General features: G+C 60.2%; 23 protein-coding genes. 17 read left to right on the top strand and 6 right to left on the bottom strand.

The features are described from left to right. Positions 1–32 precede the first annotated feature (32 nt). Both repB and repC read left to right on the top strand, forming a co-directional pair. Positions 33–1,028 carry a plasmid partitioning protein RepB gene (repB, locus tag ACSR1C_RS16910; RefSeq protein WP_038069770.1) on the top strand — a complete coding sequence of 332 codons (996 nt, stop codon included), beginning with the start codon at positions 33–35 and terminating at the stop codon, positions 1,026–1,028. 160 nt (positions 1,029–1,188) lie between these two features. Next, a complete protein-coding gene (gene repC / locus ACSR1C_RS16905) occupies positions 1,189–2,469 on the top strand; it encodes a plasmid replication protein RepC (RefSeq protein ID WP_074854998.1) in 1,281 nt (426 codons plus the stop codon). 12 nt (positions 2,470–2,481) lie between these two features. Here repC and ACSR1C_RS16900 read toward each other — a convergent pair whose 3' ends face one another. Further along, complete coding sequence (locus ACSR1C_RS16900; protein WP_038069793.1) at positions 2,482–3,579, bottom strand: tyrosine-type recombinase/integrase; 1,098 nt, start codon at positions 3,577–3,579, stop codon at positions 2,482–2,484. 125 nt (positions 3,580–3,704) lie between these two features. On the opposite strand from ACSR1C_RS16900, the gene ACSR1C_RS16895 reads away from it, so the two are divergent. The 3 genes from ACSR1C_RS16895 (at position 3,705) to ACSR1C_RS16885 (ending at position 6,246) form a co-directional block, all read left to right on the top strand. After that, positions 3,705–4,658, top strand: coding sequence for a DUF1403 family protein (locus ACSR1C_RS16895; protein ID WP_287014501.1), 954 nt, complete (start codon positions 3,705–3,707; stop codon positions 4,656–4,658). Further along, positions 4,655–5,251, top strand: coding sequence for an SMC-Scp complex subunit ScpB (gene scpB / locus ACSR1C_RS16890; RefSeq protein WP_287014502.1), 597 nt, complete (start codon positions 4,655–4,657; stop codon positions 5,249–5,251). The genes ACSR1C_RS16895 and scpB overlap by 4 nt, the downstream gene beginning before the upstream one ends. A gap of 101 nt (positions 5,252–5,352) precedes the next feature. Then, a complete protein-coding gene (locus ACSR1C_RS16885; RefSeq protein WP_350153492.1) occupies positions 5,353–6,246 on the top strand; it encodes a hypothetical protein in 894 nt (297 codons plus the stop codon). Positions 6,247–6,253: 7 nt separating this feature from the next. Here ACSR1C_RS16885 and ACSR1C_RS16880 read toward each other — a convergent pair whose 3' ends face one another. Further along, complete coding sequence (locus ACSR1C_RS16880; RefSeq protein ID WP_287014503.1) at positions 6,254–6,757, bottom strand: PIN domain-containing protein; 504 nt, start codon at positions 6,755–6,757, stop codon at positions 6,254–6,256. An 8-nt stretch (positions 6,758–6,765) separates the two neighbouring features. Beyond that, complete coding sequence (locus tag ACSR1C_RS16875; protein ID WP_287014504.1) at positions 6,766–7,836, bottom strand: helix-turn-helix domain-containing protein; 1,071 nt, start codon at positions 7,834–7,836, stop codon at positions 6,766–6,768. A gap of 104 nt (positions 7,837–7,940) precedes the next feature. Between ACSR1C_RS16875 and ACSR1C_RS16870 the strand changes: the two genes are divergently transcribed. From ACSR1C_RS16870 to ACSR1C_RS16855, 4 genes are read left to right on the top strand one after another with little or no spacing between them, the layout of a single operon-like run. Then, the gene (locus ACSR1C_RS16870; RefSeq protein ID WP_274838380.1) at positions 7,941–8,165 is read left to right on the top strand and encodes a DUF2188 domain-containing protein; all 225 of its coding nucleotides are present in this window, start codon (positions 7,941–7,943) and stop codon (positions 8,163–8,165) included. Positions 8,166–8,172: 7 nt separating this feature from the next. Next, positions 8,173–9,159 (top strand): CBASS cGAMP-activated phospholipase, encoded by a 987-nt coding sequence (locus tag ACSR1C_RS16865; protein ID WP_460260428.1) that lies wholly within the window; start codon positions 8,173–8,175, stop codon positions 9,157–9,159. Continuing rightward, positions 9,156–10,355: a nucleotidyltransferase domain-containing protein gene (locus tag ACSR1C_RS16860; protein WP_287014506.1), complete on the top strand. Its 1,200-nt coding sequence runs from the start codon at positions 9,156–9,158 to the stop codon at positions 10,353–10,355. The genes ACSR1C_RS16865 and ACSR1C_RS16860 overlap by 4 nt, the downstream gene beginning before the upstream one ends. A gap of 5 nt (positions 10,356–10,360) precedes the next feature. Further along, complete coding sequence (locus tag ACSR1C_RS16855; RefSeq protein WP_287014507.1) at positions 10,361–10,837, top strand: hypothetical protein; 477 nt, start codon at positions 10,361–10,363, stop codon at positions 10,835–10,837. Between the two features lie 55 nt (positions 10,838–10,892). Here the strand turns inward: ACSR1C_RS16855 and ACSR1C_RS16850 are convergent, their stop codons facing one another. After that, complete coding sequence (locus ACSR1C_RS16850; RefSeq protein WP_287014508.1) at positions 10,893–11,651, bottom strand: hypothetical protein; 759 nt, start codon at positions 11,649–11,651, stop codon at positions 10,893–10,895. Beyond that, a complete protein-coding gene (locus ACSR1C_RS16845; protein ID WP_287014509.1) occupies positions 11,645–12,700 on the bottom strand; it encodes a hypothetical protein in 1,056 nt (351 codons plus the stop codon). The genes ACSR1C_RS16850 and ACSR1C_RS16845 overlap by 7 nt, the downstream gene beginning before the upstream one ends. A gap of 279 nt (positions 12,701–12,979) precedes the next feature. On the opposite strand from ACSR1C_RS16845, the gene ACSR1C_RS16840 reads away from it, so the two are divergent. Both ACSR1C_RS16840 and ACSR1C_RS16835 read left to right on the top strand, forming a co-directional pair. Continuing rightward, positions 12,980–14,278, top strand: coding sequence for a DUF5623 domain-containing protein (locus ACSR1C_RS16840; protein WP_287014510.1), 1,299 nt, complete (start codon positions 12,980–12,982; stop codon positions 14,276–14,278). Positions 14,279–14,364: 86 nt separating this feature from the next. Further along, positions 14,365–14,646, top strand: coding sequence for a hypothetical protein (locus ACSR1C_RS16835; RefSeq protein WP_287014511.1), 282 nt, complete (start codon positions 14,365–14,367; stop codon positions 14,644–14,646). 80 nt (positions 14,647–14,726) lie between these two features. On the opposite strand, the gene ACSR1C_RS16830 is transcribed toward ACSR1C_RS16835, so the two are convergent. After that, positions 14,727–16,124 (bottom strand): hypothetical protein, encoded by a 1,398-nt coding sequence (locus ACSR1C_RS16830; RefSeq protein ID WP_287014512.1) that lies wholly within the window; start codon positions 16,122–16,124, stop codon positions 14,727–14,729. Positions 16,125–17,235: 1,111 nt separating this feature from the next. Between ACSR1C_RS16830 and ACSR1C_RS16825 the strand changes: the two genes are divergently transcribed. The 6 genes from ACSR1C_RS16825 to dcm all read left to right on the top strand — a co-directional run bounded on the left by ACSR1C_RS16825 (position 17,236) and on the right by dcm (position 24,917). Further along, positions 17,236–17,574, top strand: coding sequence for a DUF736 domain-containing protein (locus ACSR1C_RS16825; protein ID WP_027238662.1), 339 nt, complete (start codon positions 17,236–17,238; stop codon positions 17,572–17,574). Positions 17,575–18,209: 635 nt separating this feature from the next. Then, the gene (locus ACSR1C_RS16820) at positions 18,210–18,386 is read left to right on the top strand and encodes a hypothetical protein (protein ID WP_165198475.1); all 177 of its coding nucleotides are present in this window, start codon (positions 18,210–18,212) and stop codon (positions 18,384–18,386) included. Positions 18,387–18,912: 526 nt separating this feature from the next. Next, entirely contained in the window at positions 18,913–19,533 is a 621-nt protein-coding gene (locus ACSR1C_RS16815) for a helix-turn-helix domain-containing protein (RefSeq protein WP_353681620.1), read from the top strand. Then, positions 19,526–21,466, top strand: coding sequence for a relaxase/mobilization nuclease domain-containing protein (locus tag ACSR1C_RS16810; protein ID WP_287014522.1), 1,941 nt, complete (start codon positions 19,526–19,528; stop codon positions 21,464–21,466). Before ACSR1C_RS16815 ends, ACSR1C_RS16810 begins: the two co-directional genes overlap by 8 nt. A gap of 15 nt (positions 21,467–21,481) precedes the next feature. Then, complete coding sequence (locus ACSR1C_RS16805) at positions 21,482–23,407, top strand: type IV secretory system conjugative DNA transfer family protein (RefSeq protein ID WP_287014521.1); 1,926 nt, start codon at positions 21,482–21,484, stop codon at positions 23,405–23,407. A 199-nt stretch (positions 23,408–23,606) separates the two neighbouring features. Next, positions 23,607–24,917 carry a DNA (cytosine-5-)-methyltransferase gene (gene dcm / locus ACSR1C_RS16800; RefSeq protein ID WP_274861472.1) on the top strand — a complete coding sequence of 437 codons (1,311 nt, stop codon included), beginning with the start codon at positions 23,607–23,609 and terminating at the stop codon, positions 24,915–24,917.

The following is a 24,917-nucleotide window of genomic DNA, read 5'->3' as shown; positions in this document are numbered from 1 at the left end:
GGGCTGGATCGCAAAGCAAAGGAGTTAGCTTGATGGCTCGGAAAGACCTCCTGAAAAGCGTCATGAGCGGTTCCCCTGAGCAACCCAAGGATTCTGGCCGCTCTGGTTACGCAATGCGCGGTGCTTCGAAGTCGATGAAAGTTTCAATCGACAGCCTCGCGGAGAACTCGAAGCGTCTCCTCGAAGGGGAAACGATTGTGGAGATCGATCCACAATTGATCGACGTGTCCTTTGTCTCGGATCGCCTCAGTGATGACGATCAGGCGTTCGATGAACTGAAGGCATCGATCGCTGCCGGCCGCCAGGACACACCAGTATTGCTTCGCCCGCATCCGGAATTAGACGGCCGCTATATGATCGTCTTCGGGCATCGCCGTGTGCGAGTTGCGTCGGCGCTCAACCGTAAGGTTCGCGCTGTTGTCAAACCAATGGACGATGTGGCGCACATTCTTGCTCAAGGGCAGGAAAATACGGCACGCGCAGATCTCTCGTTCATCGAGAAGGCGCTGTTCGCGAAGAATCTCTTGGATATGGGGCAGGCAAAGGATGTGATCCAAGCCGCGTTGACCATTGATGGGACACTGCTTTCGCGCATGCTCTCGGTGGCTCAGAACGTTCCGCGGGACGTTATCGAGCAGATTGGCCCAGCCAAGCAGATCGGACGGGATCGTTGGGAGGATTTCAAAAAGCTGGCTTTGGAGCCCGCGAATGACAAGATCCTGAAAGTAGCCTTGGAGTTTGACGGGTTTCAGCATCTCGATAGTGATGCTCGCTTCGAGTTCTTGCACAGCAAACTGGCAGAAGCCGGCAGGGCGCCGAAGCGCCGTAAAGCACGCGCTGCGCCCAAAAAACGCACCTGGACCGCCGGCAAAGGCCGCATCAAAGGCGTCATCGGGCGGTCCGGTAAGGCATTCAGTATTTCGCTAACGGCGCAAGATTCAACCGAGTTCGGGGACTTTCTCTCCGGTCGACTGGATCAGCTCTACAGCGATTTCCTCGCGACAAAAGAGGAGCAGTCGGAACAATGATCTAGGCAAAAGAAAAGCCCCCAAGCAGTGTGGCCTGAGAGCTAATCTGAAAAGTTTGGTCGCTTAGAAGATACCTCTCCCACGAATCACTGTCAACGACGAACGCTCCTGAGCGAACGGCTTTCTTTTGCCTCCAACTAACCGGAGGTGAGATACAGGCATGAAACATACAGGTTGGCGCAAGCCGACACCGGGTCTTGGGGTTGCTGAGCAACTTGCCCAAGCCGGTGAACGGGTAGCAGTACCCAAAACACGGGCCTTCGTGGCACTCAAGCGCGTGGGGGCACATATCGGCCTGAAAGCCGGCGACATGATGCTCCTCGATACACTGGGGGCCTTCACTCAGGCCCAGGATTGGGAGGAGGGGCAGCGTCCGATCGTCTGGGCGTCGAACGCCTATCTGATGGAGCAAACGGGTTTTTCGCTGTCTGCCCTCAAGCGCCACGCGCGGCGCCTTGCTGAGATCGGCGTGATCTCCTTCCAGGATAGCCCCAATGGCAAGCGGTGGGGCCGCAGGGACGCAGAGGGGCGGATCGTCGAGGCCTATGGCTTCGATCTGTCGCCGCTTTCAGCCCGTGTCGAGGAGTTCGAGGAACTGCATGCCGATTTGCAGGCCGAGCGCGAACTCTGCCAGCGCCTGAAGCGCCAGATCACTGTGGCGCGCCGGATGATCCGAGCCCGGATCGAGGCAGCTCTCAGCAGCGCGTTGCGCGGGCCCTGGAGGCAATTCACGGGGCTTTTCGAAGAGCTTCTCGACCGGCTACCGCGCCGACACGAAGCGTCCGAACAGCTGGTGCGCTTGTTCACATGGTTCAAGGAACTCCAGGAACGGGTTGAGGCGGCCTATCTCAAAGCGACGGGCGCGGCGAAACCTGTGGAAAACACCGATGATAAAGATGCCCAAGTCATGGAGAAGACTCAAGAAATGAACCCCAGGGAGGTCATTTCTGAACCTCATATACTAATTACAAACCAACTTGATCCTGTAACTAGTAATTCCTCTGAAAAAGAGGAAGCTGCGGGTGTGGTGCCCAATGCGCCACCGGAAGAGCGGGTTGACAGGGAGCTGGAAGACTGGGTTGCCGAGGTGCGCAAGAAGCGCACAGCGCTCGACCTGCCGACAATCATGCAGGCCTGTCCGGAATTCGCGTCCTGGGCGCGGAATTTGGGTGGATTCCTCAAGGATTGGGGCGATCTGCACCGGGTTGCCGGTCAACTCAGGCCGATGATCGGGATCTCTGAGCATGCCTGGAACGTGGCGCAGGACCGAATGGGCACCCAGGTGGCCACGGCCGCGTTTGCCCTCGTCTTCGAGAAGCACAGTGCGGGCGAGGTTGCCTCGCCGGGCGGCTATCTGCGGGGCATGGTAGAGAAAGCCGGGGCAGGGGAGCTGCATCTCGAGCGCAGCTTCTATGGTAGGCTCAGTGGGCAGGCGGCGTGATAGGGCAGGGGCTCAGAGACCGGCGGCTTTGGTCAGGTTTACCCGGAACCTGTCGCGGCGCCGCTGATAGCGGCGGGTCATCTCGGCCGAGGCGTGGCCAAGCTGCTTCTGGACGTAGCGCTCGTCGACTTCGGCGGAGCTGGCGAGACCGGCGCGCAACGAATGGCCGGAGAACAGCGCCAGGCGGTCTTTCTCAGGCAGGTCCGACCGGATGCCGGCGTCCAGAACCGTGCGCTTGATCAGGCGCGCGACATGCTTGTCGTTCAGTCTCGTTTCCAATGCGCGTTTGCCATCGCGCGAGGTGCCGACGAAGATTGGACCGAAGTCGATCTTGGCGAAGTGCAGCCATTGTTCGAGCGCATGCACGGGGCAGGTTTGATCCTTCGAGCCGCGTCCGATCTCGACCTCACGCCAGCCGGTCTTGGCATTGAGGGTGAGCAGGGCGCCTTTGTCGAAGATCTCGATCCAACCGCCAGAATCCGGTGTGTCGTCCTTATGTACGTCGAGGCTGACGATTTCCGACCGACGCAGACCACCTGCATAGCCGAGGAGCAAGATGGCCCGATCCCGCAGCCCGCGCAGGTCGAAAGCAAGGGTGGCTACCATCGCGAGGATGTCCTCGGCCAGGATCGCTTCCTTCTGCACCGGCGGACGGGCGTGTTTGCGTTTGATCCCGGCCAGTACGGTGGCGATGTGGCGGTTCTTGCGATCGAGAGTGAACCCTCGCTGCGCGTAGTTCCAACCGAGGCCGGAAAGGCGGCGTTCGATTGTCGATACCGAAAGGGCAGGGGAGAGGCCCGAACCGGACGCCAGGTCCGCAAGGTAGAGCCCGATCATTTCGGGCGACGGGGGCAGAGGCTCCGCGCCCTTCATCCGGCACCATCGCGCGAAATGCGCCCAGTCTTTCGCATAGGCCTTCAGCGTCTTGTCCGAGGCCGCGGCGCGGGCATAGTCGCGCGCGGTGTCCACCAGCCGATCAAGGGTGCCAGAGCCGGCCACAAAGGACGGCAGGCTTAAAGCGTCGCCGTCACGGTGATCTCTCTCGTTGTCCTCGTTGACCGAAGACCCGTTTGGCGCGGATGAGCTCGATTTCTCGTTGTTTTCTGACATATCGCAGAGCATATTACTTCATGTCCGATAATGCAAACTTATTGGACATGGCAGAGAGCGGCAAGGTGCGGCGGTTTTCGCATCATTTTGTAGACGAAAGCGCCGCGAGAGACTAGTCTTGTGGCATGACATATCAGCCGACAGCCATCTCGGACGACCCGATCAAACTACCGCACCTACCTGCCTGGGTCACCTCCGGACGTGCCGAAACCCCTGAAACTGTGGCCTTTCGGTCAGGGGCGGCGCTGACGGTGCTCGATCAGCTGTTCGGTGATCCCAGGCATGGGGTGCCGCTAAAACTGCTCGCGAACCGGCTGGCCCTGACGGCTGCGACAGCGACGTCGAAGCTGGAAGGACGGCTGGCGCGGGAGGCGGATATCCGAGACGCCTTTCACCTGGCGCCGCCGGGCGAGGCGCGTGGTCCGGATGGCGATCTGTTGGCGTTCTGGCGCGAAGGCGTCCGGCTTCGTGCAGGCCGGACGGGCGAGATCGCCGACTTCTTTGGTGCGGAGTTCGCGGGCGAGGTGGGCGCTTGGCTCGACGTGGGATTGGAGCGCGCACGGACCCATGGTCCGTTGTCGGGTTGCGTCGCCGCCCTGCGCGCCGTGCTCGAGGCCGACGACCGGGCAGAGCGCACCGCCTGCTTGCTCTCGGATATCGTCCTAGCGCGGGCGCTGAATTGGACGACCGTGCTGCCGGTTTCGGCGCAGCATCTCACCAAGGCCGTTTTGCGCGATCTGGCCACGAACGGGCGGAGTGCCGAGATGGCCGTTCAGGCGCGGATCCTCGAGTCCATCGAGGCTGTGATCCGGCTGGTGCGAGAGCTTGTCCGTCGCGCGGAGGCGCTTCGGTCCGTGGCGTCGAAGCTGCGGGCAAAGGGTTCGGATGCGGCGGTCGACTTGTTCCTGACCGAAGATGCGGTCGCCCCGGCGTCGATGCTGTCGCCGCGTATTCGCGGGACCTCGATCTCCATGACCGATCGCGCTGCGCGGCGGTTCTGCGACCGGCTGGTCGAGCTGGGTGTCGCGCGGGAGCTGACCGGGCGGCCAACTTTCCGGCTCTACGGGATCGCGCCATGACGGTCGCGACCAGGAAGCGGAAACCGGCGGAGGAAGGCGGCGCCGTCTTTGACCGGGATCTGGACGACCTGCCGCAGGAGCTGCGCTGGCGCGAATGGATGGGCCGGATCGAGGCGGTGCTCTTCGCCAGTGCCTCGCCAGTTAGCCGCGAGGACCTCGCGCGCGTGGTGGGGCAGGGGGCCTCGGTGGAGATGCTGATCGAGGACGTCCAGGCCGAGCTGACGGGTCGTCCTTACGAACTGGCCCAAGTGGCCGGCGGCTGGATGTTCCGAACGAGGACGCAGTTCGGGGCCGCGATCAAGGCGGCGGCCGACCTTGGCGAGCAGCCGCTTGCCTTCTCCGAGATGGAGATGGGCGTGCTTTGCGCCATCGCCTACCACCAGCCGATCGACCGGGCGGGGTTGGCCGACATCTTCGGCAAGGAGGTCAGCCGCGATCTTTTAGCCCGGCTGCGCTACAAGGACCTGATCGCAAGCGGGCCGCGGTCGCCGCGGCCCGGGGCGCCGCATACCTTCGTGACGACCGAGACGTTTCTGGTGACCTTCGATCTGCATAGCCTGCGGGATCTGCCGGATCTGGAATTAACGACGTAATGAAACCCGTATCCGGTTGATCGGCTTGTCAAATAATCTGACAAGGAGTTATCGGCTGGCGCAGATGACTGCGTGAGACCAACCAAAACAAGAGGCTTCCGATGATTGACTATACGGAAATCAGAAATGGTGACGATTGGGAGCTCTTCTGCCGGGACTATCTTGTGGCGCAAGGCCTGGTAGTCGAGGTGCCGCCTGGGCCGGGCCCGGACGGTGGTCGCGACTTGCTAGTCAAGGAGCAACTAAAAGGAAAGCTCGCGACACGGTCTTTCACATGGCTTGTGTCATGCAAGCACTTTGCCGCTGGTGGCGGGTCCGTCGGGACCAATCATGAAACAAATATAACGGATCGGCTGGTGCACCATAATGCGAATGGATTTCTCGGGTTTTACTCTACGACCGCCAGTGCTGCGCTGATTACCCGCCTAAAGGATCTTCGTGGTAACGGCACAATTGAGTCTTTTGAAGTATTTGACGGAGCTCGTATTGAGAGCGGGTTTCACGATGTTGGGTTGTCTGGAGTCTTGCTTCAGCATCTTCCTGCTAGCCACACGGCGTTGCGGCCAATCCATCCTCTTCTCGGTGAGTATGTGCCGCTGGAATGCGAGGTTTGCGGAAGGGACCTCCTGAAGGAGAGCACCAAAGGAAATTTCAAGGGCGCAATCAACTTCGCAGTCAAGGATGATATCACGCACTCGGTCCACTTCGTATGCAAGGGCGAGTGCGACCGCAGGTTGACGTCACGCCTGAATCACCAAGGCTTCATGGACTGCTGGGATGATATCCAGGATTATTGCAATCCTCTGATCTTTTTCCGACGACTGACGGGCTACATGGCTGGCCTCAGAAACAATCCGCAAGCCTATACCGATAAGGCTCATCGGCAAATGATCGATCTGTATCTCGCGGTGAGCCAGCGAACATTGAGGCAAACAAATGAGGAGGACCGCCAGGAGTATCTGCGCGCTCGGGAGGTGGAAGAAATAGGTGTCTGATGCTCGACTACCGCACCCGACGTAGCAGGTTGTCGATGAGTTGATTAGGCAGGAAGACCGCCTTGTCATCCCGCCAAAGCGTCAATGCCGTTTCAAGCAGCTTGGGATCGCAAAGGCTCTCACTCAATAGTTGGTCGACCACCCATAGAACGCCATGCGCGGCGATCCCGTTGTCCACGGCCACGCGCCGCAGCAAACGGTCTCCGGTGAGCAGAATAGCTTCCGCGTGCACCTGTGCCGTCACGAGGCAGAAGCAATCGTTCGCCGACAGACGCCCGTGCCGTTTCTTGATGTCGAATGCCTGGCCAACTTGGGCAGGCGGCAGGTCATACGTCGCCATGCCGCTTCCGTCGAGGAGCGCCCATTCCTGAGGTGTGAAATCCAGGATCTCGCTGGCCCGCACGGGTAGTGGCACGATGAATTCGTAGGGTAGGGCGCACAGGACGTGCAACAACCGACCCTTCCGAAGATCGATCAAGCAGCTGGCATCGTTGACGATCACGCGGGCCACGAGACGAACTATCCCCTGATATTCTCTTCAACGGTGGACAGCGATAGGTGCAGCATCTGAGCGGCGCGTACCGGCGAGATCAATTCCTCACCGAGGGCTCGCCAGACCAGGCGCTCAAACCGCTGCGGATGCTCGAAAGCACCGAACCCCTCATCATCCCGTATCTCGTCCGGCTCGCTGGTGCGCCAGCGCCGTGCATAGGTCCGAAACGCGTAGTCGATCATCGACTGGGGCAGGATGCCAACCTGTCCGAGACGCATCAGCATCGCGGCTGCCGACACGCCATAGAGCCGCTTCAGTCGCATGATCTCCATATAGGTCATGCCGCTGCGCGAGGGACCGGCCTCCTCGATCAGGTGATCGGTGGGTATCAGGAACGCACCGGCGAAACGGTTCATCGCCTTCTCGAGCTTGATCGCCGAGTTTCCGGTCGCCCGAATGACACGGTGCGCCAGTTCATGGGCCAGATTGAACCGCCTGCGCTCGACATTGGTGCGGCTTGAAACCACCACGACATCGGTGGAACTTCGGCCCTCGCTGCGCCGCACCTCGCAGGCCAACCCATCGAAGCGCTCGGCGAAATCGGCTTCGATGACCTTGATGCCCTTGTCCTCGAGCAGCCGCGACATGCTGGGAACTGGATCGTTTCCGAGCTTCCAATGCCTTCGCAGCTCTCGTGCCAACAGGTCCAGCTCTTCGTAGCTCTCGACGACATCCCTAACCAGATCGCCGAACGGGTCTTCCGGCGGCGCGATCTCCAGGATGTCCTCGATCGCCAGGTAGTCTTCCAGCCTCTCTATGACGATGGCTTCCGCATGGGCGCGGTCCCTCGCAGAGGTGCTGGAATGCTTGCGGAATTCGACGCCGACAAGCTCTTCGACCTGACCTCCCATCAGGAAATCGAGTGACACGCCAAGCGCCTTGCTCAGTCCGACGAGGACCGAGGAGGACGGGTTCATCTTGTCCGCCTCGTATTTGCTAATGGCCTGTGCGGTGATCCTTGGCGAGGTGCGGTCGGCAAGCCCCTGCATCGACAAGCCCGCCTTCTTGCGGGCCAGTCGCAACCGTTGTCCAAACATGGTCTGCTCCCGTGAAAACGTCAGTTGATAAACGACATTTCTTGCTCTATATATCAACACATGATTGACGAATCGTCAAGGAAAAAAGGCGCTTGGAGATTAAAATGACCAAGAAAAATCAGCATGTTGTTCCCCACAAGGACGGTTGGGCCGTGAAAGGCGCAGGCAATGCAAAGGCAACAGCCATCCACTCGACGCAGCAAGCCGCAATCACCCAGGCGCGGGACATCGCCCGCAATCAGGGCTCGGAAATGCTCATCCACGGAACCAACGGTCGCATCCGCGAGCGCAACACCTACGGCAAAGATCCCTACCCCCCGGAAGGCTAAGTAAATCATGAGACGTATCCTGTGCATCGATGGCGGTGGCATCAAAGGCACCCAACCCGCGGCCTTTTTGGCGGGTTTGGAAGAAGACCTTGATGAACCGATTGGCCGCTACTTCGACTTGATTGCGGGAACGTCAACCGGGGGCATTCTCGCGATCGGCCTCGCCCTAGGCATCCCGGCCAAAACCCTCCTCGAACTCTACGAAAATCGCGGGCCGACGATCTTCGGGCAAGCGGGGGACAAGAGCTGGCTCGGACAAAAGGCCCGGGACGCGCGTGCCGCCCTGCGTCACCTGGTCAAGCCCAAGCACGAAGCGTCTACGCTTCGGGACGAGCTCCGCGCTGTCCTCGGTGACAAGCTCATCGGCGAAGCGGAGACCCGGTTGCTCATCCCGGCCTGGGATGCCGATCAGCGCAGCGTCTACATCTACAAGACGTCACATCATCCGCGGCTCACCAAGGATTACCGGAAGCCGGCCCTCGACGCCGCGATGGCGACGTCAGCCGCTCCGACCTATTTCGCGCGCCACAAGACGGTGGATGATGTCGGGCTTCTCGATGGCGGCACCTGGTGCAACAATCCGGTGGGGGTCGCGACCGTCGAAGCGATCTCGATGCTCGGCTGGTCTCCGCAGGACCTGCACATCCTGAGCCTCGGCTGTGTCGACGAGGTCTACATGCTTCCCGAGTCTCCCGGCAAAGCCGGACTCGGGTTGAAGGCCCTCAGCCTTCTCATGGACGGTCAATCCCGCGGAGCGCTCGGCATTGCCCGTCATCTGACAGGCGATCCGCACGACCGGACGGCTGTTCACCGGTATTCGCCGAGCGTGCCTCAGGGTTTCTTTTCCCTCGACGACATCACCAAGATCCAGAGGCTCAAGGGGCTTGGCGCTTCGAGCGCCCGGCACGCGAGTCCCACACTGAACCCCATCTTCTTCCAGCAACCTGCCGAGCCGTTCGTGCCCGTGCATCAACTCGAACGGAACGCGGCATGAACCAGATCTTCTCGCACCCTCTCACCGATACCGCCATTCAGCGGCGGGCACAGGTCTTCACGATCCTTGAAGAAATCTGCCAGGAGCTGGAATGGACGCAGACCCAGTTTGAGAAAGCCCGAACCAGCTACGAGGCGGTCGCGGACTGGTTGTCCGGATCGAGCGACCCGATGCTTGCTTCCCTCCATGTCTACCTACACGGCTCTGGCGCACTCGGCACCTCGATCAAACCGATCGGGCGCGACGAGTTCGATGTCGACCTGATCAGCTTCATTCTCGGCCTTGGCCCGGAAATCGCACCGGCACGCCTGAAGGCCGCGATCGGCAAGCGCCTGCGCGAGCACGCCTACTATGCCTCTATCCTGGAAGAAAAGAAGCGCTGCTGGCGCCTGAACTACGCCGGTGACTTCCACCTCGACATCTCCCCGACCATTGCCAATCCGAACTGCATGAACGGCGGTGAGCTGGTGCCCGATCGCAAGCTGCGGGATTGGCACGCGACGAATCCCCGGGCCTATCGCGCCCTCTTCGACGAACGGGCGGCCCTGGTCCCGAGGATGACACGGTCGATCATCGCGGCGCAGCGCGATGCGGCCACGACCGAGCCCTTCCCAGTCCGTCAGTCCGTCAAGGGCATTCTGCGGCGGACCGTGCAGCTCCTGAAGCGTCACCGGGATCTGGAGTTCCTGCATGTTCAGGAGGACATCGCGCCGATCTCGATCATCATCACGACCCTGGCCATGCGATCCTATGAGATGTGTGTGAGGCGCCACGTTTTCGCAGACGAGCTCCAAGTGCTGATCGACACGATACGTCTGATGCCGGACTTCATCGAACGCCCGCTGGTCAATGGCCGCCAAATCTACGCGGTCTGGAACGAGACCACCAACGGCGAAAATTTTGCCGAACGTTGGAATGAAGAACCCGCGCGGGTCGAGGCCTTCTACAAATGGCACGGCAAGGCGCTTGCGGATTTTGAATCCCTGCGTGACCTCGTTGGCCTCGACGCGATTGTCGGCTCCATGAAGGACAGCCTGGGCGACAAACTTGTTGCCCGGACCATGAACCGGCGGATGGATGCGCTGAACGAGGGGCGGAAGACGGGGGCACTCGTGCTTGGTGCGGGTGTTGGCCTGACCACCCAAAAATCGGCCGCTTCGACGCCCGTTCCCAAGAACGAGTTTTTCGGGGACTAGGCGCGATGGCGGGATCGACCACGAGAAACCAACTGTCACTGCCCCAGCAGTACCTGTTCCTTCAGAGGACGAAGACGATCTCCGGCGAAGGTGTGCTCGGGCCCGGCCGTTTGGAGTGGCGATTTCGGGCGAAACCGACGCCGCTTTCCCGGTTATATCAGGTCACGCTTGTCCTGGAGAGGGACGGGACGCCGGATGTTCGGGTCGTAGCTCCTGACTTGAGGCTGCTCGCCGGCGGACGCGACCTGCCGCATATCTACCATGACCCGGATCGGCTCTGTCTCTATCTGCCCGGGACCGGACAATGGGATGCCAGCAAACGTTTGGACCTCACCATCATCCCCTGGACCCACCTCTGGCTGATCTATTTCGAGGAATGGCTCGTGTCGGACGACTGGAAGGGCGGGGGAAAACACCCTGGAGAGCATGACCCAGACGAAGGCAACCGCGCATTGCGCCGCAGCCTGCGCCGTATGCGTTAAGTTTCGTATGATCATCGTTCTCGGGTCGGTTCGGAGACACCCCGGATAGGGGGCGCTAGAGCTGGTAGAGACGGGTGATTAGGTCGAGGCCAGTTTCTCGATCGATGGGGACACCGAAGGCGTTCGGGTCGAAGTTTGCCAGCCCGTTCACCCGCACCACGTAGGCCCTGAGGTCAGCTTTCAGTGGCTCGGTGACCTCGATGGGCTGATCGGTCGGGAGAAGTTGAAGCAACCTAAACACATCGTTCCGGTGCTTCCGGATATCGCTTCCCTTGGCATTCGCGTCCCCATCATCCTTTCGCTGAGACAGGTCGACGAATGCTCTGGCCTTGAACGGGATGAGCAGGCGCTCATCGAGTACAAGAATTTCGTCAATGACGCGACGGCTCTCGAGGAGTGCCTCGTAGTAGTCCGTGTCCAACAGGATCGCGGAAAGGCTCAGGGTTTCGTCCGAAACCTCAACCACCGTCAGCCCCGCATCCTCCGGGATTTCCAGCGCTTCTGGTTTGCGCGCAAAGAGCTCGAGCATCGCCGGATACGATGGGTCGGTCGGATTGTGGAACCTGTAAAACTCCCGACGGCCGTTGCTGCGTTCGCGCGCCTGATAACCACCACCATCCAGGAAGGCCTTCAGGGACTGCGCGAAAGACGGATCCACGACCTCGACGCAGAGCACCATGTCGATGTCGTTGGTTTGGCGGAAATCGATGCCGACCTCCTCGAAAATCATCGAACATGCGGTGCCGCCGATAACCGCATAATGGTCGGCATGGTTCGCGAAATGCTCTCGAAACTTGTCCAGGCCGACTACCATGCGAACTCTTCCAACAATTGTTCCGCGGCGGCTTCCAGCCGCTCGTCGGGGTTGTCGCGGAACTGCAGGTAGAGCGACAACGCGTCCACCTCATGCGTACCCGACACGATATCGGGGTCGTACCACCAAACGTCGATCGCGAAGTTCGGCTCCTCCTCCTGTTCGACCTCTTTCCCGAACTCGCCACTTTGAATCCGCTTCCAGTCCTTTGGCCCGGCAGCAAAACGCAGGATGCGGGGCCTGGACATCGTCGAGCGTTCCGAAAGCGCACTTTCGCCACCGATAGGCAGATACTCTGGCAATGGACTGCCGTAGAAGCCCTTCGGCAGAGAGGGTGCCCGAAACCAATGTTCGGCTTTGACCGGCGAGCGCAGTCTTGAAGCCGCGGCTTCGAACAATTCTCGAGGAGCTTCGGAGAACTGGATATGCTTGCTGCGCCCTCGCGCTTCCACATGCGCAAGCTCGCTGGCCTCCAGCTCTTCGAAGGCGCGGCCGATTGACATAGCCGAGTATCGCAAGATTTCCGCGAGATCGCTCGGTCGCGCGTTTTCCACGTCCCTGAGGTTCAGGTGTCGCAAGAAGAGTGCCTGCGATGCCGGCGACAGTTGATCTTCCGAGAAATCCCGTCTTCGCCGAAAATGTTCTCTGAGGTCCATCGCAAGTTGAGGAATGAAGAGCTGGTTTCCTGGCACAATGAAGGCTGCGGACTCCTCTATGAGCCGGCTGCGTTGATAGGCGGAAAGGTGGTCCAGGACCAATACGAGGATCCCCTCAAAGTGGCGTTGGATAGCTCCAAGCTGTTTGGAAAGCCCTGTAGGATTCTTGGCGTCCTCAGACTTCGGGACGACGAGCAAGATCGTATGCCCGAAGAGCTCCGTTTGTCGGTACTCGAATCCATTGGCAAGAAAGAGCGGCAACCCTTTCTTGCTCCCCCAGGCCTTCAGGCTGGCTGGCACATGAAGCGTTGTACGCAGGTGGGACTGCGCATCCTTGATGAGGTCCTGGGAGGATTTCTGATCCACTTCTAACATGAGTTTGGAAGCTAACATTGATAGTGTTAGTTTTCAAGACCGATGTTAGTATCGTCGCTGTGAACTGTGATCCCGGTGCCGACCGTGTTTCCGCAGACGGCGACGCGGTCAGGTGCCCGTTGCATGATGGTGCGATCCATCCTATCTTGTAGATGCTCTTGGCAGGAGCATGGCACTCGCCGTTCCGAAGCTGCAGGCAGCACTGCCCGAAGATCTTTCTAGCGATCCCCATCAGCTAACACTCTGGCTTGTAGGGCGGTAGGCGAGTGACGTTCGGTGTCAAGCCGGGAGATAGCTATGTTGATCGATGGTCCACGACCTACCACCCTAGTTGGGGTGAAACGCCTTGCCAAGCAGCTGAAGAAGACAAACGGAATCAAGCATTCTGACGCGCTTGATCTTGCTGCCAAATCTGCCGATTGTGTCAACTTTCGTCATGCACATCGCACTTTGCCGACCAATGGTTTCACGAACTCCAAGCCCTATGTGTTGCTGACGATCTATTGGAGCGACAAGGAGCGCGGACATCGCTGCGGGCGGGAAACACTGCGGATTGAGCTTTCCAAGCCGATCCTCGAACTCTGCCCCAAAAGCACGCTCAGATATGTTCGCGGATTCGGAAACCTTCGAATGGTTGCCGATGACCATTTTGTCTGTGATGACATTGCCCACAAGCAAGAATATGCGCGGGATCGGCTTTGTACAGCTGAGCGTTCGCTTCGTTTTATGGAGCATACCGGACTGCGACCGAACCGAGACCGCAGGAACTACCCCAGAATTCTGGACACCGACAAGCTACCCAATATCGACCATTCGACTGACTGGGTAGATCCGGCCAGTAGTCAATTCGTCCTGATTGACGAGCCCTATGGCAACGCGCCCGACGATTCAAATCGCGCAGCATGGGCGACCCGCAACGGCTGGCGGCTTGAAAAGGCGTCTTGGCCCGGGATGTATCGGCCCTACGATTGCGATCTCTATGTCGGTATCGACACACGCTCAGGATACGACGTTGACGCTCTGATGGAAAAGATCAATGCCATGCCAGAGCCAGTCGTCAGCGAAAACTGGACGGGAGAATCTGTACCTTCATGGGAGACGTTTCTCAGCCCCATGGCGAAGACGAAACAGGACGAACGCCGCGCAAGGTGCAAGGGGATGATCTATCCCTCTCCGAGCAAGGCCACCGTGCCCTATAACTACAACCCCGGGTGTTCGCGCCGCCGTCCAGCTGGTGAACTCGGAATTGATGGCCATGTGCAGGCAGGCCGCGTGATCAAGGCGGTAATGTCGTCGCAGCATGCACCAGGCGGAGTCTATACGCGGTTGAGTTCGCTTCGGTCAGATCTCGAAGATTGGCTGGGCCTTGAGATTGGCCGGGGGCAACTTGAGGACGCTGAGTTCTTCGAGGTCTACTACACCAGAACCGAAGAGGATCACGCGTTTCTGCAGACATTGACCTCTGCTGATGACGTTGTTGCAGCCCTTCGTAGGATAGCACGGATGTTGAAGAATGCTTATCCCGATTGCGCCCCACTTCGCCAACAGCTTCGGCGCATTGAAATGTCCGTATCGATGATAGAAAAGGCGAGGTAACTTGCGTTGCGCGCCAAAGGAATATTTGGTTCGCAACCGTTCTCTTCTAGGCGCGGTCAATATCAAGGCAAGGGAATCCTCTGATCATGGACTATCCGGAAATTTGTAGGGAAGCTTTTGCTTTGGTCGACGATATCGGCAACGGGGCTTTCAACAACGAGTTCAGTGAACGTGGGACACTTGCCACGACTGTTGAAGTCGCCATGCCCGTCCTTGCGATCTTTCGTCAGTTGAACCCCGATGACCCGAACTCGATTGCTGATGCGCAGTCTCGGCTTTTCAAGATCGCCTCGGGAGAGCAGGGCGTGTTCTCGCGCTATCCTGCACTGGCCGCTTTTTCGCTTGGCGAAAGAATAGACGTTCAGTAGCTGCCAGCGAGGACGCAAGACGGTTAAGCGAGGCAAACCTTTGCCTCGCTTGTTCGTTGCAGACGAAGCAAAACAGATCGCTAGCCAGCCTGATCGCTACCCTTTCCTTCCCGGATACGACGCAATAGCTCTTTGTCCGTTGGGTCGGCACCGTTCATAATCGCCTCCACCTGAAGGAGGTGCTGCGAGGCACGCCTCAAGTCCCGTGGAATGAGCGCTTCAGTTCGTGTTCGGGCTCTGTCCTCAACAATCTCGTGCCCTTCGTGAACAGCCCACCCGATGAACCCCCTCTCGAAACGTTCTTTCGTTTGGTCGTCTAGGTGAAGTTCTTGAGCTGGTTCACCCTCTCGTATCCGGAGAACCTGAAAGCCTCGATGAAACCCGCCCCGCCAGTTCTCTTGTCGTTGGCCGGCTCTCTGCGACCTCTTTGGCATCGGGGTCAGCGCGACCCTCACGTAGACATCCGGGTCGTCGATATTGATCAGTGCCAACGCCAGATCAAGCGGCTCGCCAAGTGTGCTGTGCGTCCAAATGTTGTGATCGAGGAGGTAGCTATCGCCTTCATGCGCCCAGTATTCGCCGTCAGGAATCCAGAACATGGGCCGATCATCGAGAAGGTCAGGCGTCGCAAACCCAATCGGTTCCCAAACCTGCGTGAGTGGCTGGGACAGCCTGAACCGGATGCTCCCATGTTCCACGAATTGTTTCTGGCCGAGATGGGGGGCCACTGCCGATAACAGGCGCAACGCCAGATCTAGGTCGGTGACCGACGGCGTATCGCCTTCATCAAGAAGGACCCGCACCCCTTGAGATGCATGGCTTTCGTCGGGCGTACGCCCATAGAACTCCGGAATAGACAGCACGCAATCGAAGGGGCCAACAACGATCCGAAGCGCACTGCAAGCATTCTGCGCCAAGGTGGAGTACAGTTCGATGGAGTTTAGGTTTTGGATTGCGTTGAAGACGAGTTGCGCGGCGATCGGTTCCAGGTCGGATGCATATGCTTCGGCGATGCCAATGGCGTCCCCACGATTCAAGATCAGTTTTGCGTCGATGGATGCCTCGCTGTACCCATTCCCTTCCACGACGCTGAGTTCTAATCCAATGATCGGATCGCTTGCGTGCCGCATCGCAAATAGCGGGCGGGCTTCTTCGACCAGATAGGCGAGGTCAACTCCATTCCCTGTGTTTTTCACTTCGGCCAAGCGCGCGGGGAATTCTTTTGCGCTTCGATTGATCGCGGGGATGAAACTGGTGTTCTGCCCCGTCTGTGGGTGGGCTCGCTTGGTTTGTTTCGCTTTAAGCGCGCCCCAGTTTGAGCCCGGGGAGATTGCGGCGGCAAGATCGTTCAAGAGTGTCAGCTTGGTAGGGCGATTTTCACCGGTCCATCTTTCCAGAATTCGGTCGACGCCTTTTGACAGGTCTTCGAGCTTGATCGGGAAGGTCTCGGCTGACTGCACATCAGTGTTCAGGTTCATTTTGCTCATTCCTCTGGCGTGCCTCCGAAACCAATTCAAGCCGTGGGCCCTATAGCAGGAGTCGGAAAGCGCGCAGCTGATTGAGCAAACCGATGAATATCCAGAAGCTCGGCAAACCAGGATCCAATGGGCCCGGATCAGGTTCGCTGGGTTGGTTTCCACCTGCTGCGCCGACCTGTACTTTACAGCGCGCCAGCCCCAAGTGAGCTTCTCGAGCTTACATCGTGGACGTTCGGCAAGCAACTACCTGTGGGCCCCTCTCGATGATCTTGGCCCCTCCTGCCCTTTGGTCAGGACCGCGCCCTACTCGGTCGGCTGCACGCAGCCGCCCTCCCCGAGCTGAAACGCCGCCTCTCCCTGCGACGTGCCGCTGGCCGTGCCGTCTCCTCGGAGCCAGCCCGACCAGCCGTCGCATGGTCGTGGCAACGCTTCATCTCGGCCATTCGGTAACGGTCGCTGGGGCGGGCGCGTTACATCAGTGATCTCGTACCTCGCATCTCGCCAGTGTTGGTCCTCGCTTTGCCGGACACGCAGCTCCACGCCGCGATCATGGGTCGCAAACGATGTCCGACGACCACAGGATCGCACTGGCCGCAACTGGCATAGGGCCGGTGATGGTCGTGCTGTGCAAATCCAAGCTATCGGGCTGCCGAAGAGCGTCCGCTCGAAATCCCGGTGAGCCGAGCACGGTATCGGGGCTTTGACGGTCTCCCTGCTGCTCTTCCAGACAACACACATCGCATTGCCATGAGAACCAGCCGTCGCGGCACGTGAGCCAGGGGCAGGCAAAGCTCTGACTCGCCCGGGTCCGGATCGGTGCAAGAAGACAGAGAAGACACCGCCCCCGCAGCTACTCTGTTTGCAGTTCACCCAGTTTCCTTCGCGGCCAACGCACTTCTCCCTTTGTCTGAGTTGCATGACATGCTGGTCGCAGCTGTCGTCCCGTCCACAAAGGTTGTCGCCGATCTTTTTCCCCTGATCCTGCGGATCATTCCTCGCGAGGCAAAAAGACCGGCGCCTGCCCCTCTCCGCTGCGCTTCGCCTTCGGTGTGGCTAGGCCTTGGCCAGCTGCAAGGTGACCATCATTGCAACGCAAACACGGAGAAGAGCAATGACCACGAACTGCATCAAATTCACCAGCGCCGACATCGAAACCGCCAAGGGCACAGGCTCCATCTCGACCCTGACCTTCGATCTCGACATCACGGTCGAACCCGTCGCAAGCGCAAACCCGATGGCCCCCACGCACCGCGTCCTCGGCCGCTCCCCGCGCGGAAAGCTGGTCGAGTGCGGCGGCATCTGGAAGAAGCAGAACAAGGAGACCGGCGCTGACTACTACACGCTGACCATCCGCGACCACGGCTTCAACGCGAACCTCGGCAAGGCCGCGAACCAGGACGATCTGTCCCTGCAGGCCGTCATCCCCTGGGGTCCCAAAGACGCCGCGTAAGCCAAAGGCCAGACCGCTTCGGCGGTCTGGCTATCTCTCGTTCTTGGGTGCGCCTGATGGGCGGGCCCAAAAGCCGATGTTCGAAGAACGCGGCATATTTCGGACGCGCACGCAGAGGCGGGTCGTCAGACCGGATAGGTCGCGGACGCGGCTTCGATCTTTCAGTTCAGCGACAGCGTGGATCACGCGCGGTGGAGGCTGAACCGAATGTCCGCAGGGAGAACTAGGAGCCCACTGAGCGAGGCAAGCACACCCCTTTCGTCAGTCGAGCAAGCCGCGCCAGGGGTGTCTTTGTGAGGCTCCCAGGGGCGGCAAACTCGCCCTGCGCCGTAGGCAACGAAATCACAAATCATCGTCATGCATCCCGGGGCAACGTCTCACGTTAGGATCACCGCCGCGCGCCTTTCCGTCGACCTGTTGGCCTTAGAGATCGCTAGCCCGGGGTCGAGCGGCCGGCAACGCCGGGGACAGGTTTCTGGACGGCTGGCGCCTTGAGCGCTGCGGGGCATCGCTCACAACAAACCTGCCCCCGGCGTGCTCCATTTCATTCCGCCCCGTGCCGGGTGCTGCCCGCTCTCATGCCCCCGGTCTTTTCCACGATCCGTCCAACGACGATCAACGGAAAGGATCACACCATGACACTCGAACAATCCATCGACCTCGCCGAACTGCAAGCCGACATGGCCTTCGATGCCTACCTCGCCGCCTTCGATGAAGACGCCCATCCCGAGACCCTCGACAGCCTCGAGACCGAGGCGCTGATCGCCCGCAGCCGCTACGACGACCTGCGCTCTCAGGGACTGGGTCACTGACCCAGACACTCCTGCGGGTCTTTGGATCCGCAGGGGTCTGACGCTGATCTTTACCAACACTGTGACGCCCTAAATGGGCGTGACCCGCGCCATCCCGCGCGGGCCATCTTCGTGTTCTCGGCGCCCGATCCGTAACCGGCTCGGGCGCTCGGACTGCTCGTCGTTGCGCGCTGCGTGAGCGCAAGTTTCGGAAGCTTTTTCGACCTGGTTGCCCTGCATCGATGAGGGCGGGACCCGTTCCATGCCGCATCGCGACGCGGGGTCTTGATGGTGTCCAATGCCAGCAAAAAGACACTCCGTGCAAAACGTAATATTGCGCAATGTGATGTATTGAAGTATAAGCGAAGGAGAGAAGGAAGACGTTGGCAGGATATGGCCAATGTTTGCACATTTTGTCCGAGGGGTCTGTCATGGGCGTTTCCCGCAAAGCTGAATGCTCCGCCGCACGCGAACACGATTGCGGGCAATCGCTGCCTCGCGCGCGTCTGCGCATGCATCATTTTCCCGGAAGCGGGAGAACGCCCTAGTGCCGAGGCCAGCGAAAAACCTGAAGCTTGAAGAGCGCATCGAAGTGGCGCGGCGCTTTGCGGCGGGCGAGAGCGCGAAGGACCTGGCGGCGGTGTTTGGCATCTCTCCGCGCCATGTGAACCGGCTCGCGAAAGAGGAGGCGGGCGAGGGGATCGCGGTGCGCGATCCGAGCGAGGCAGTTGCGTTCCGGGCGAGCCGATCCGAGCTCGATGCCTTCGACGCGGAGTGGCGCGAGCGGGGCTATGCCAACCGGTCACAGGCGCTCAATGCGGTGCTGCGCGGACGGTGCGGTTTCCTCGATGTGCCGCGCGATCTGGTCGCGGAGTTCTGTGCCGCGTGGCGACAGGCGAAGGACGTGAGTGACGCCGGATTGGTGCTCGCCAAGGCGGTCCATCGCTGTCGGCTGGAGGTCTCGGAGGCGGACCGCGCGGTGCTGATCGAACTGCTCGATCTGGCGCAGTCGATGAGCCGTGAAATGGGCCTGATGAAGGATGCGGCGCAGGCACTGCGTCATCAGGAGTGGCCGAAAAAGGAAGAAGGGCAGGGGGCAGAGGGCGCGGTTCTGGAAGACGGGCCGCGAGTGAGTGGCAGTGGTTTGAGGCTCGTCAGGAATGGCTGATCCGCTCGCCCTCTATGCCTCCGTCATGGGCCGGCTCTGGGAGGATGAGCGCATCCGGGGCCAGGCCGCGGCGCGGATCGACGCGCGGCTGGCGGGGCTTCGGCAGGGGCGGAGTTTCTCGCGCGTCGGATCCATGTCGGCGCGCAACGCACTGAAGGCTGCTTCGGGCCAAAGCCGGGCGGCGGTCTTCAAACGGATCCGGGCGGGGGGCTGCAAGACGCGTGCTTCGCTCGGGGCGCAGATCTCCTACATCAATGACAAGGCGGTCTACACCTACTCCACGATGACCAACGCGCTGACCGACGCGGCGGTGCTTTCTGAGGAGCAGAAAGAAGACATCATCGAGGACTGGGCCGGGACCTGGCGCGGCTCGACCAAGCTTGGCTTCACCTCGCACATGTTGCTGTCCTTCCCGACCGACGTGACGGTCGATCAGGTGCGCGACATCGCCATGGACTGGACGGAGCATTTCTTCGAGAGCGGTGAATATGGCGACCAATGGGACTATGTCCTCGCGGTTCATGACGACCGGGCGCACAAGCACGCCCATATCATCCTGAACAATCGCGGCGTCGAGAAGGGCACCTGGTTTTCCTGCTGGGCCGAGGGCGTGATGTCGCCGCAGCTGATGCGGGAGAAGCAGGCCGAGATCGCGGAAGGCTATGGCGTCATGCTCGACGCTACGACCCGGCTTGAGCGGGGCATTTTTGAGAAGCCCGCTGGGATCGAGGAGATCTACCGCGCGAAGGAAGAGGCGAGGCTGCCGCGCGAGATCGTCATGACCGTGCAAGAGGCCGCCATCGCGCAGGCGCAGGTGGTGGGTTTCGCCAAGGACTACAAGAACCTCGCCGACCTGCTGCACCGGATGGACCAGCGCCACATGGCGCGCGCCGTACGCGGCATGGCGGAGGCGCTTGGTTCGGGCACGCCGTGGAACTTCACCGAAGGAGAGATAGGCATGAAGGACATCAAGACCGTCGGTGATGCGATCGACTATTCCGAGCGCACGATCGAGGCGCTCAGGCTCAAGGCCGAGGAACTGGACCCGACCGAGCGGGCCGCTTTTGAAGCCAAGGCCGCGCCGATCATCGCGGACCTTTCGCAGATGGTGCCGGACCCGGAGCTGCGCGCGCGCTTTGGCAAGCAGCTGGAGGAACCCTATCCGCCGGGGGCGGGCAGCGAGGTGCTGATTGCGGCGCTGCAGTCCGGCAATGACGACGGGTTGCGCGACGTGCTCGAGCGTGCCGAGGAGGCAGGCATGGACAGCGAAGAGTTGGTGGCGCGGATTGCGGCGGGTGGCACGCGGAACTACGGCATGGCGCAGGACTGGGTCGAGCGCGACATGAATGCGGTGCTCGCGAAGGATGGCCTCAGCGTGGAGATCGCCAATGACGATCAGCTCGATCTCGCGCTCGAGAAGGTCGACGGGGTGATGGACGCGCTGATGGAGCGGGCTAAGGAACTGGGTGTCCAGATCGGTCGGACCCTCGCGGACGAGGAAGAGGCGACTCTTCCTCTCATCGACGAGGACTACCGGACGCCCAATCCCTACCTTCAGGACCTCGCCGACATGTTGCGGGACGGTAAGCTCACCGAGGAACAGGAAGAGACCGTCGAGCGGACCCTGCAATCCGAGCTCTTCAAGGAATTGGGCGAGGAGGGCTTGGCCGAGCTACGCCGTGGCAACTTCGAGGTGCTGGATGCGGCCTTGCCGAGCAAGCTCGACCAGATCACCGTCACCCAGGAGTTCCTGGAGATGACGTTTGAGGAGACCGGCGATCAGGTCTTCACCGATCGCGCTGCCGGGTTGCAGCAGGACAAGGCGACAGAGGTGGCGCGGCTGCGCGGCCAGCAGGAGGCGCAGGAGTTGGGGCGTGATCTTGCCCGAAACAAAACGCTAGACCGCGGTCTCGATGACGAGATGGAATTCTAAGGGGAGATGACCACCATGACCAAGACACTCCCCCTCTGGGCCGCGCTTCTTTTCGGTGTGATCTGCGGCGCCGTCATCGGCACCATCGTCGCTGCCTTCTACCTGACCTTGGCCCTGAAAACCGGCTTCGCCAATTTCGACATGCTGACCCTTTGGAAGGCGAGCGCCGCTACGCGTGCGGGGCACGCGCAAGCCTTCAAGGTGGGGTTTGGCGCTGTCGGGTTCGGGGCCATCGGCCTTGGCGCGCTCGCGCTGGCCTGGACCTGGAAGAAAGAGCGCGACGACTACGGATCGGCCCATTGGCAGACGAAAGCGGAGCTGAAGAAAAATGACATGCTGCTAGCGCCTGGCAAGGGCTTCGTCTGCGGCAAGCTTGGCGCGCCGAGTTCCAAGGCAGAGTTTATCTCCTCAACCACCATCCCCCATGTAATGATGGTGGCACCGACCCGCGCCGGTAAGGGCGTCGGCTTCGTGATCCCGAACCTTCTGAGCTTCGCGGGCTCGGTCGTGGTGCTCGACGTGAAGGGCGAGAACTTCGAGAAGACTGCGCGGCTTCGCGCACTGAACGGTGACGAGGTCTACCGCTTCAGCCCGTTTGACTGGGCCAATGCCACGCACCGCTACAACCCGCTTGCGCGGATCGCGAAGGCCCCGACCTTCGCGCAGCGCTTCACTGAGGTCTCGATCCTGGCCGACCTCTTCCTCGACAAGGACAACAAGACGCTCGACACCTTTTCCGAGGCCGGCAAGTCGATCTTCGTTGCGGCCTGTCTTTTGGCGATCCAACGCGGCACGCCGAACCTCGGCGAGGTGAACAAGATCGTCGCCGGGGGCGAATACAAGAACGCCCAATACAAGACATATGCCGATGAGGCCGAAGAGGACATCCTGCGCGAGCTGTGGACCAACGCCGCGTCGGCCTCGTCGCGACTTCTGACCTCGAACATCCAGGCGCTGATGACCGCCGGTCTCAAGCAATGGGACAACCCGGCGGTCCGCTCGGCCACCGAGGCGAGCGACTTCGATTTCTCGACCTTTCGGAAGACCCCGCAGTCGCTCTACATCGCCGTCTCCGAGGATCACATCGCGACCTTGGCGCCGCTCCTGCGCCTGATGTTCGCCGATCTCATCGCGTCGATCCGCCTCAATGAACCGGGTCCGGATGAGCCTTGGCCGGTCATGATGATGATCGACGAATTCCAGCAGATGGGGGCGATGCCCTATCTGGAGCGCGCGATCCATTCGCTGGCGAGCTATGGCGGTCGCGTCGCGATGATCGCGCAGTCACTGGCCTCGCTCGACCGGATCTACGGGCCCGAAGGCCGCGAGAGCCTCGAGAACGGGGCAGGGCTGAAGCTGTATATCACGCCCCGCGACCAGCGCACCGTGAAGGAGGTCTCGGCGGCCGTCGGCAGCACGACCCGCGAGGCGGTGACCCGTATGTATGGCCGCAACAAGGGCTTCCTCGGGGCGACTTCGACATCAGCGCGGCTGGAAGAGCGGCCGCTACTTTCGGAGACCGAAGCGCGCCTGATGGATCCTGACGAGGTGATCATCCTCGCGTCGCCCCAGCATCCGATCAAGGCGAGCCGGATCAAGTATTACGACGATCCGTTCTTCAAGGACATGCTCGCCCGCCAGGAGGGTAAGCCGTTCCCCTATCCGCCGAGCGTGCAGGGTGTGGGGCCTTGGAATGGAATAGCGGGCGGCGACGGTGGAGAAGAGACCGGTACAGACGAGCGGGTGAAACCAGCCGAACGCGCGCCGGTCCGGGATCGATCACAACGGCGCGAGGCGCGGGCGATGAGCGTGATGGCGATGGAGGCTGGAAGCGGGCAACCAGTGCCCGAGACGCTCGAGCGGGAAGCGGCGGTGCCGAAGGAATGGGAGGCGACGCTCGACCGACAGGAGGATTTCATCGAGGAACTGTTGGGTGGGTGAGGTTTCGTCTTGTGTCCTGGCCCGACGCAATCGGCACCCCTGATCTGTCTCAAAGAAAGAGGTGCACTTCGTATGGTTGTGGAGTAGGTCTAGCGTTGACATCATATCTCTCATCTATATCGTGTAGAGATTAAGCGATTGGCTGTTTGAGGACATCGCCAACGACCCACCAAAGCACATAGAAAAGAGCCTGACCGTCGTGGCGCAGTTAAAGTTTATTGACCTTTTTGCAGGCCTTGGCGGATTTCATCAGGCGTTGAGTGCGTCGGGCGCTGAGTGCGTCTTCGCCTCGGAGATCAACGCTGATCTGGCCTCATTGTATGAGAAGAACTACGGCACAAAGCCCCACGGCGATATCCGCAGCGTCGATATTCCTTCGATCCCAGATCATGATGTCCTGTGCGCAGGCTTTCCCTGCCAGCCGTTCTCCAAGGCTGGCGAGCAGAAAGGCCTGCAATGTCCCCAATGGGGCGACCTCATCGATTACGTGATCGACATTTTGCGTGTGAAGGAACCGCGCTTCTTCATCATCGAAAATGTGCCAAACCTTGTCCGCCATGACGGGGGCAGGACGTGGCAGAATATCTGCACCCGGCTGCGCGCGCTCGACTATGACGTCGATTTTGCGCGCTTGTCCCCGCATATGTTCGGGGTGCCGCAAAAGCGCGAACGCGCCTTCATCATAGGCGACCGCGAAGGGCTCGGCGGCTTTTCCTGGCCGGTGCCAGAAGACGCGGCGCAGCTTTCCATTTCGTCCGTCTTGGACGATAAACCCGAGGATGCTCTGCACCTAAGCCCAAACCATGTCCATTACCTGTCAATTTGGCAGGAATTCGTGGCGGCGTTCCCGAAAAATATGGAACTGCCGTCATTCCCGATTTGGGCGATGGAATTTGGCGCGGATTATCCCCTTGATGGCCTCACCCCGTATGAGCGCGGATATCGTCGGCTTGGCCGGTATAAGGGTGCATTCGGGCAGTCCTTGAAGGGGCTATCGCCCGAAGAGACTGAAGCTGCGCTTCCAGGTTATGCCCGCACCAAGCTTGAGCGCTTCCCGGCATGGAAGATCGATTTCATCGAAAAGAACCGCGCCTTCTACGCTGAGCACAGATCAATCATCGATCCTTGGATTGATCAGATAAAATCCTTCCCGCCCAGTTTTCAAAAGCTCGAATGGAACATCAAAGGTGGGGTGCGAGACATCTGGCAACATATAATTCAATTTCGGGCCAGCGGTATTCGGATTAAGAAGGCCGATACAGCTCCCGCGCTAATTTCCATGACAACGAGCCAAGTTCCCATCGTAAGCTGGGAGCGGCGGTATATGACGCCGCGCGAATGCAGCCGCCTGCAAAGCCTTGAGCTCACCCATTTGCCGAGCACCAAGAACGGTGCTTACAAAGCCTTTGGCAATGCCGTTAATGTTGAAGTTGTGAAGCGCATCTTCGCCGCCCTTGTCACCAGAGAAGATGCAGCGGAGTCCGCACAGCGGGCCGTTGCCGCAGAGTAA

Source organism: Actibacterium sp. D185-2 (genome assembly GCF_054954595.1).
Note: the sequence above shows the minus strand (reverse complement) of the source record. Positions and strands in the feature narration are given on the sequence as shown.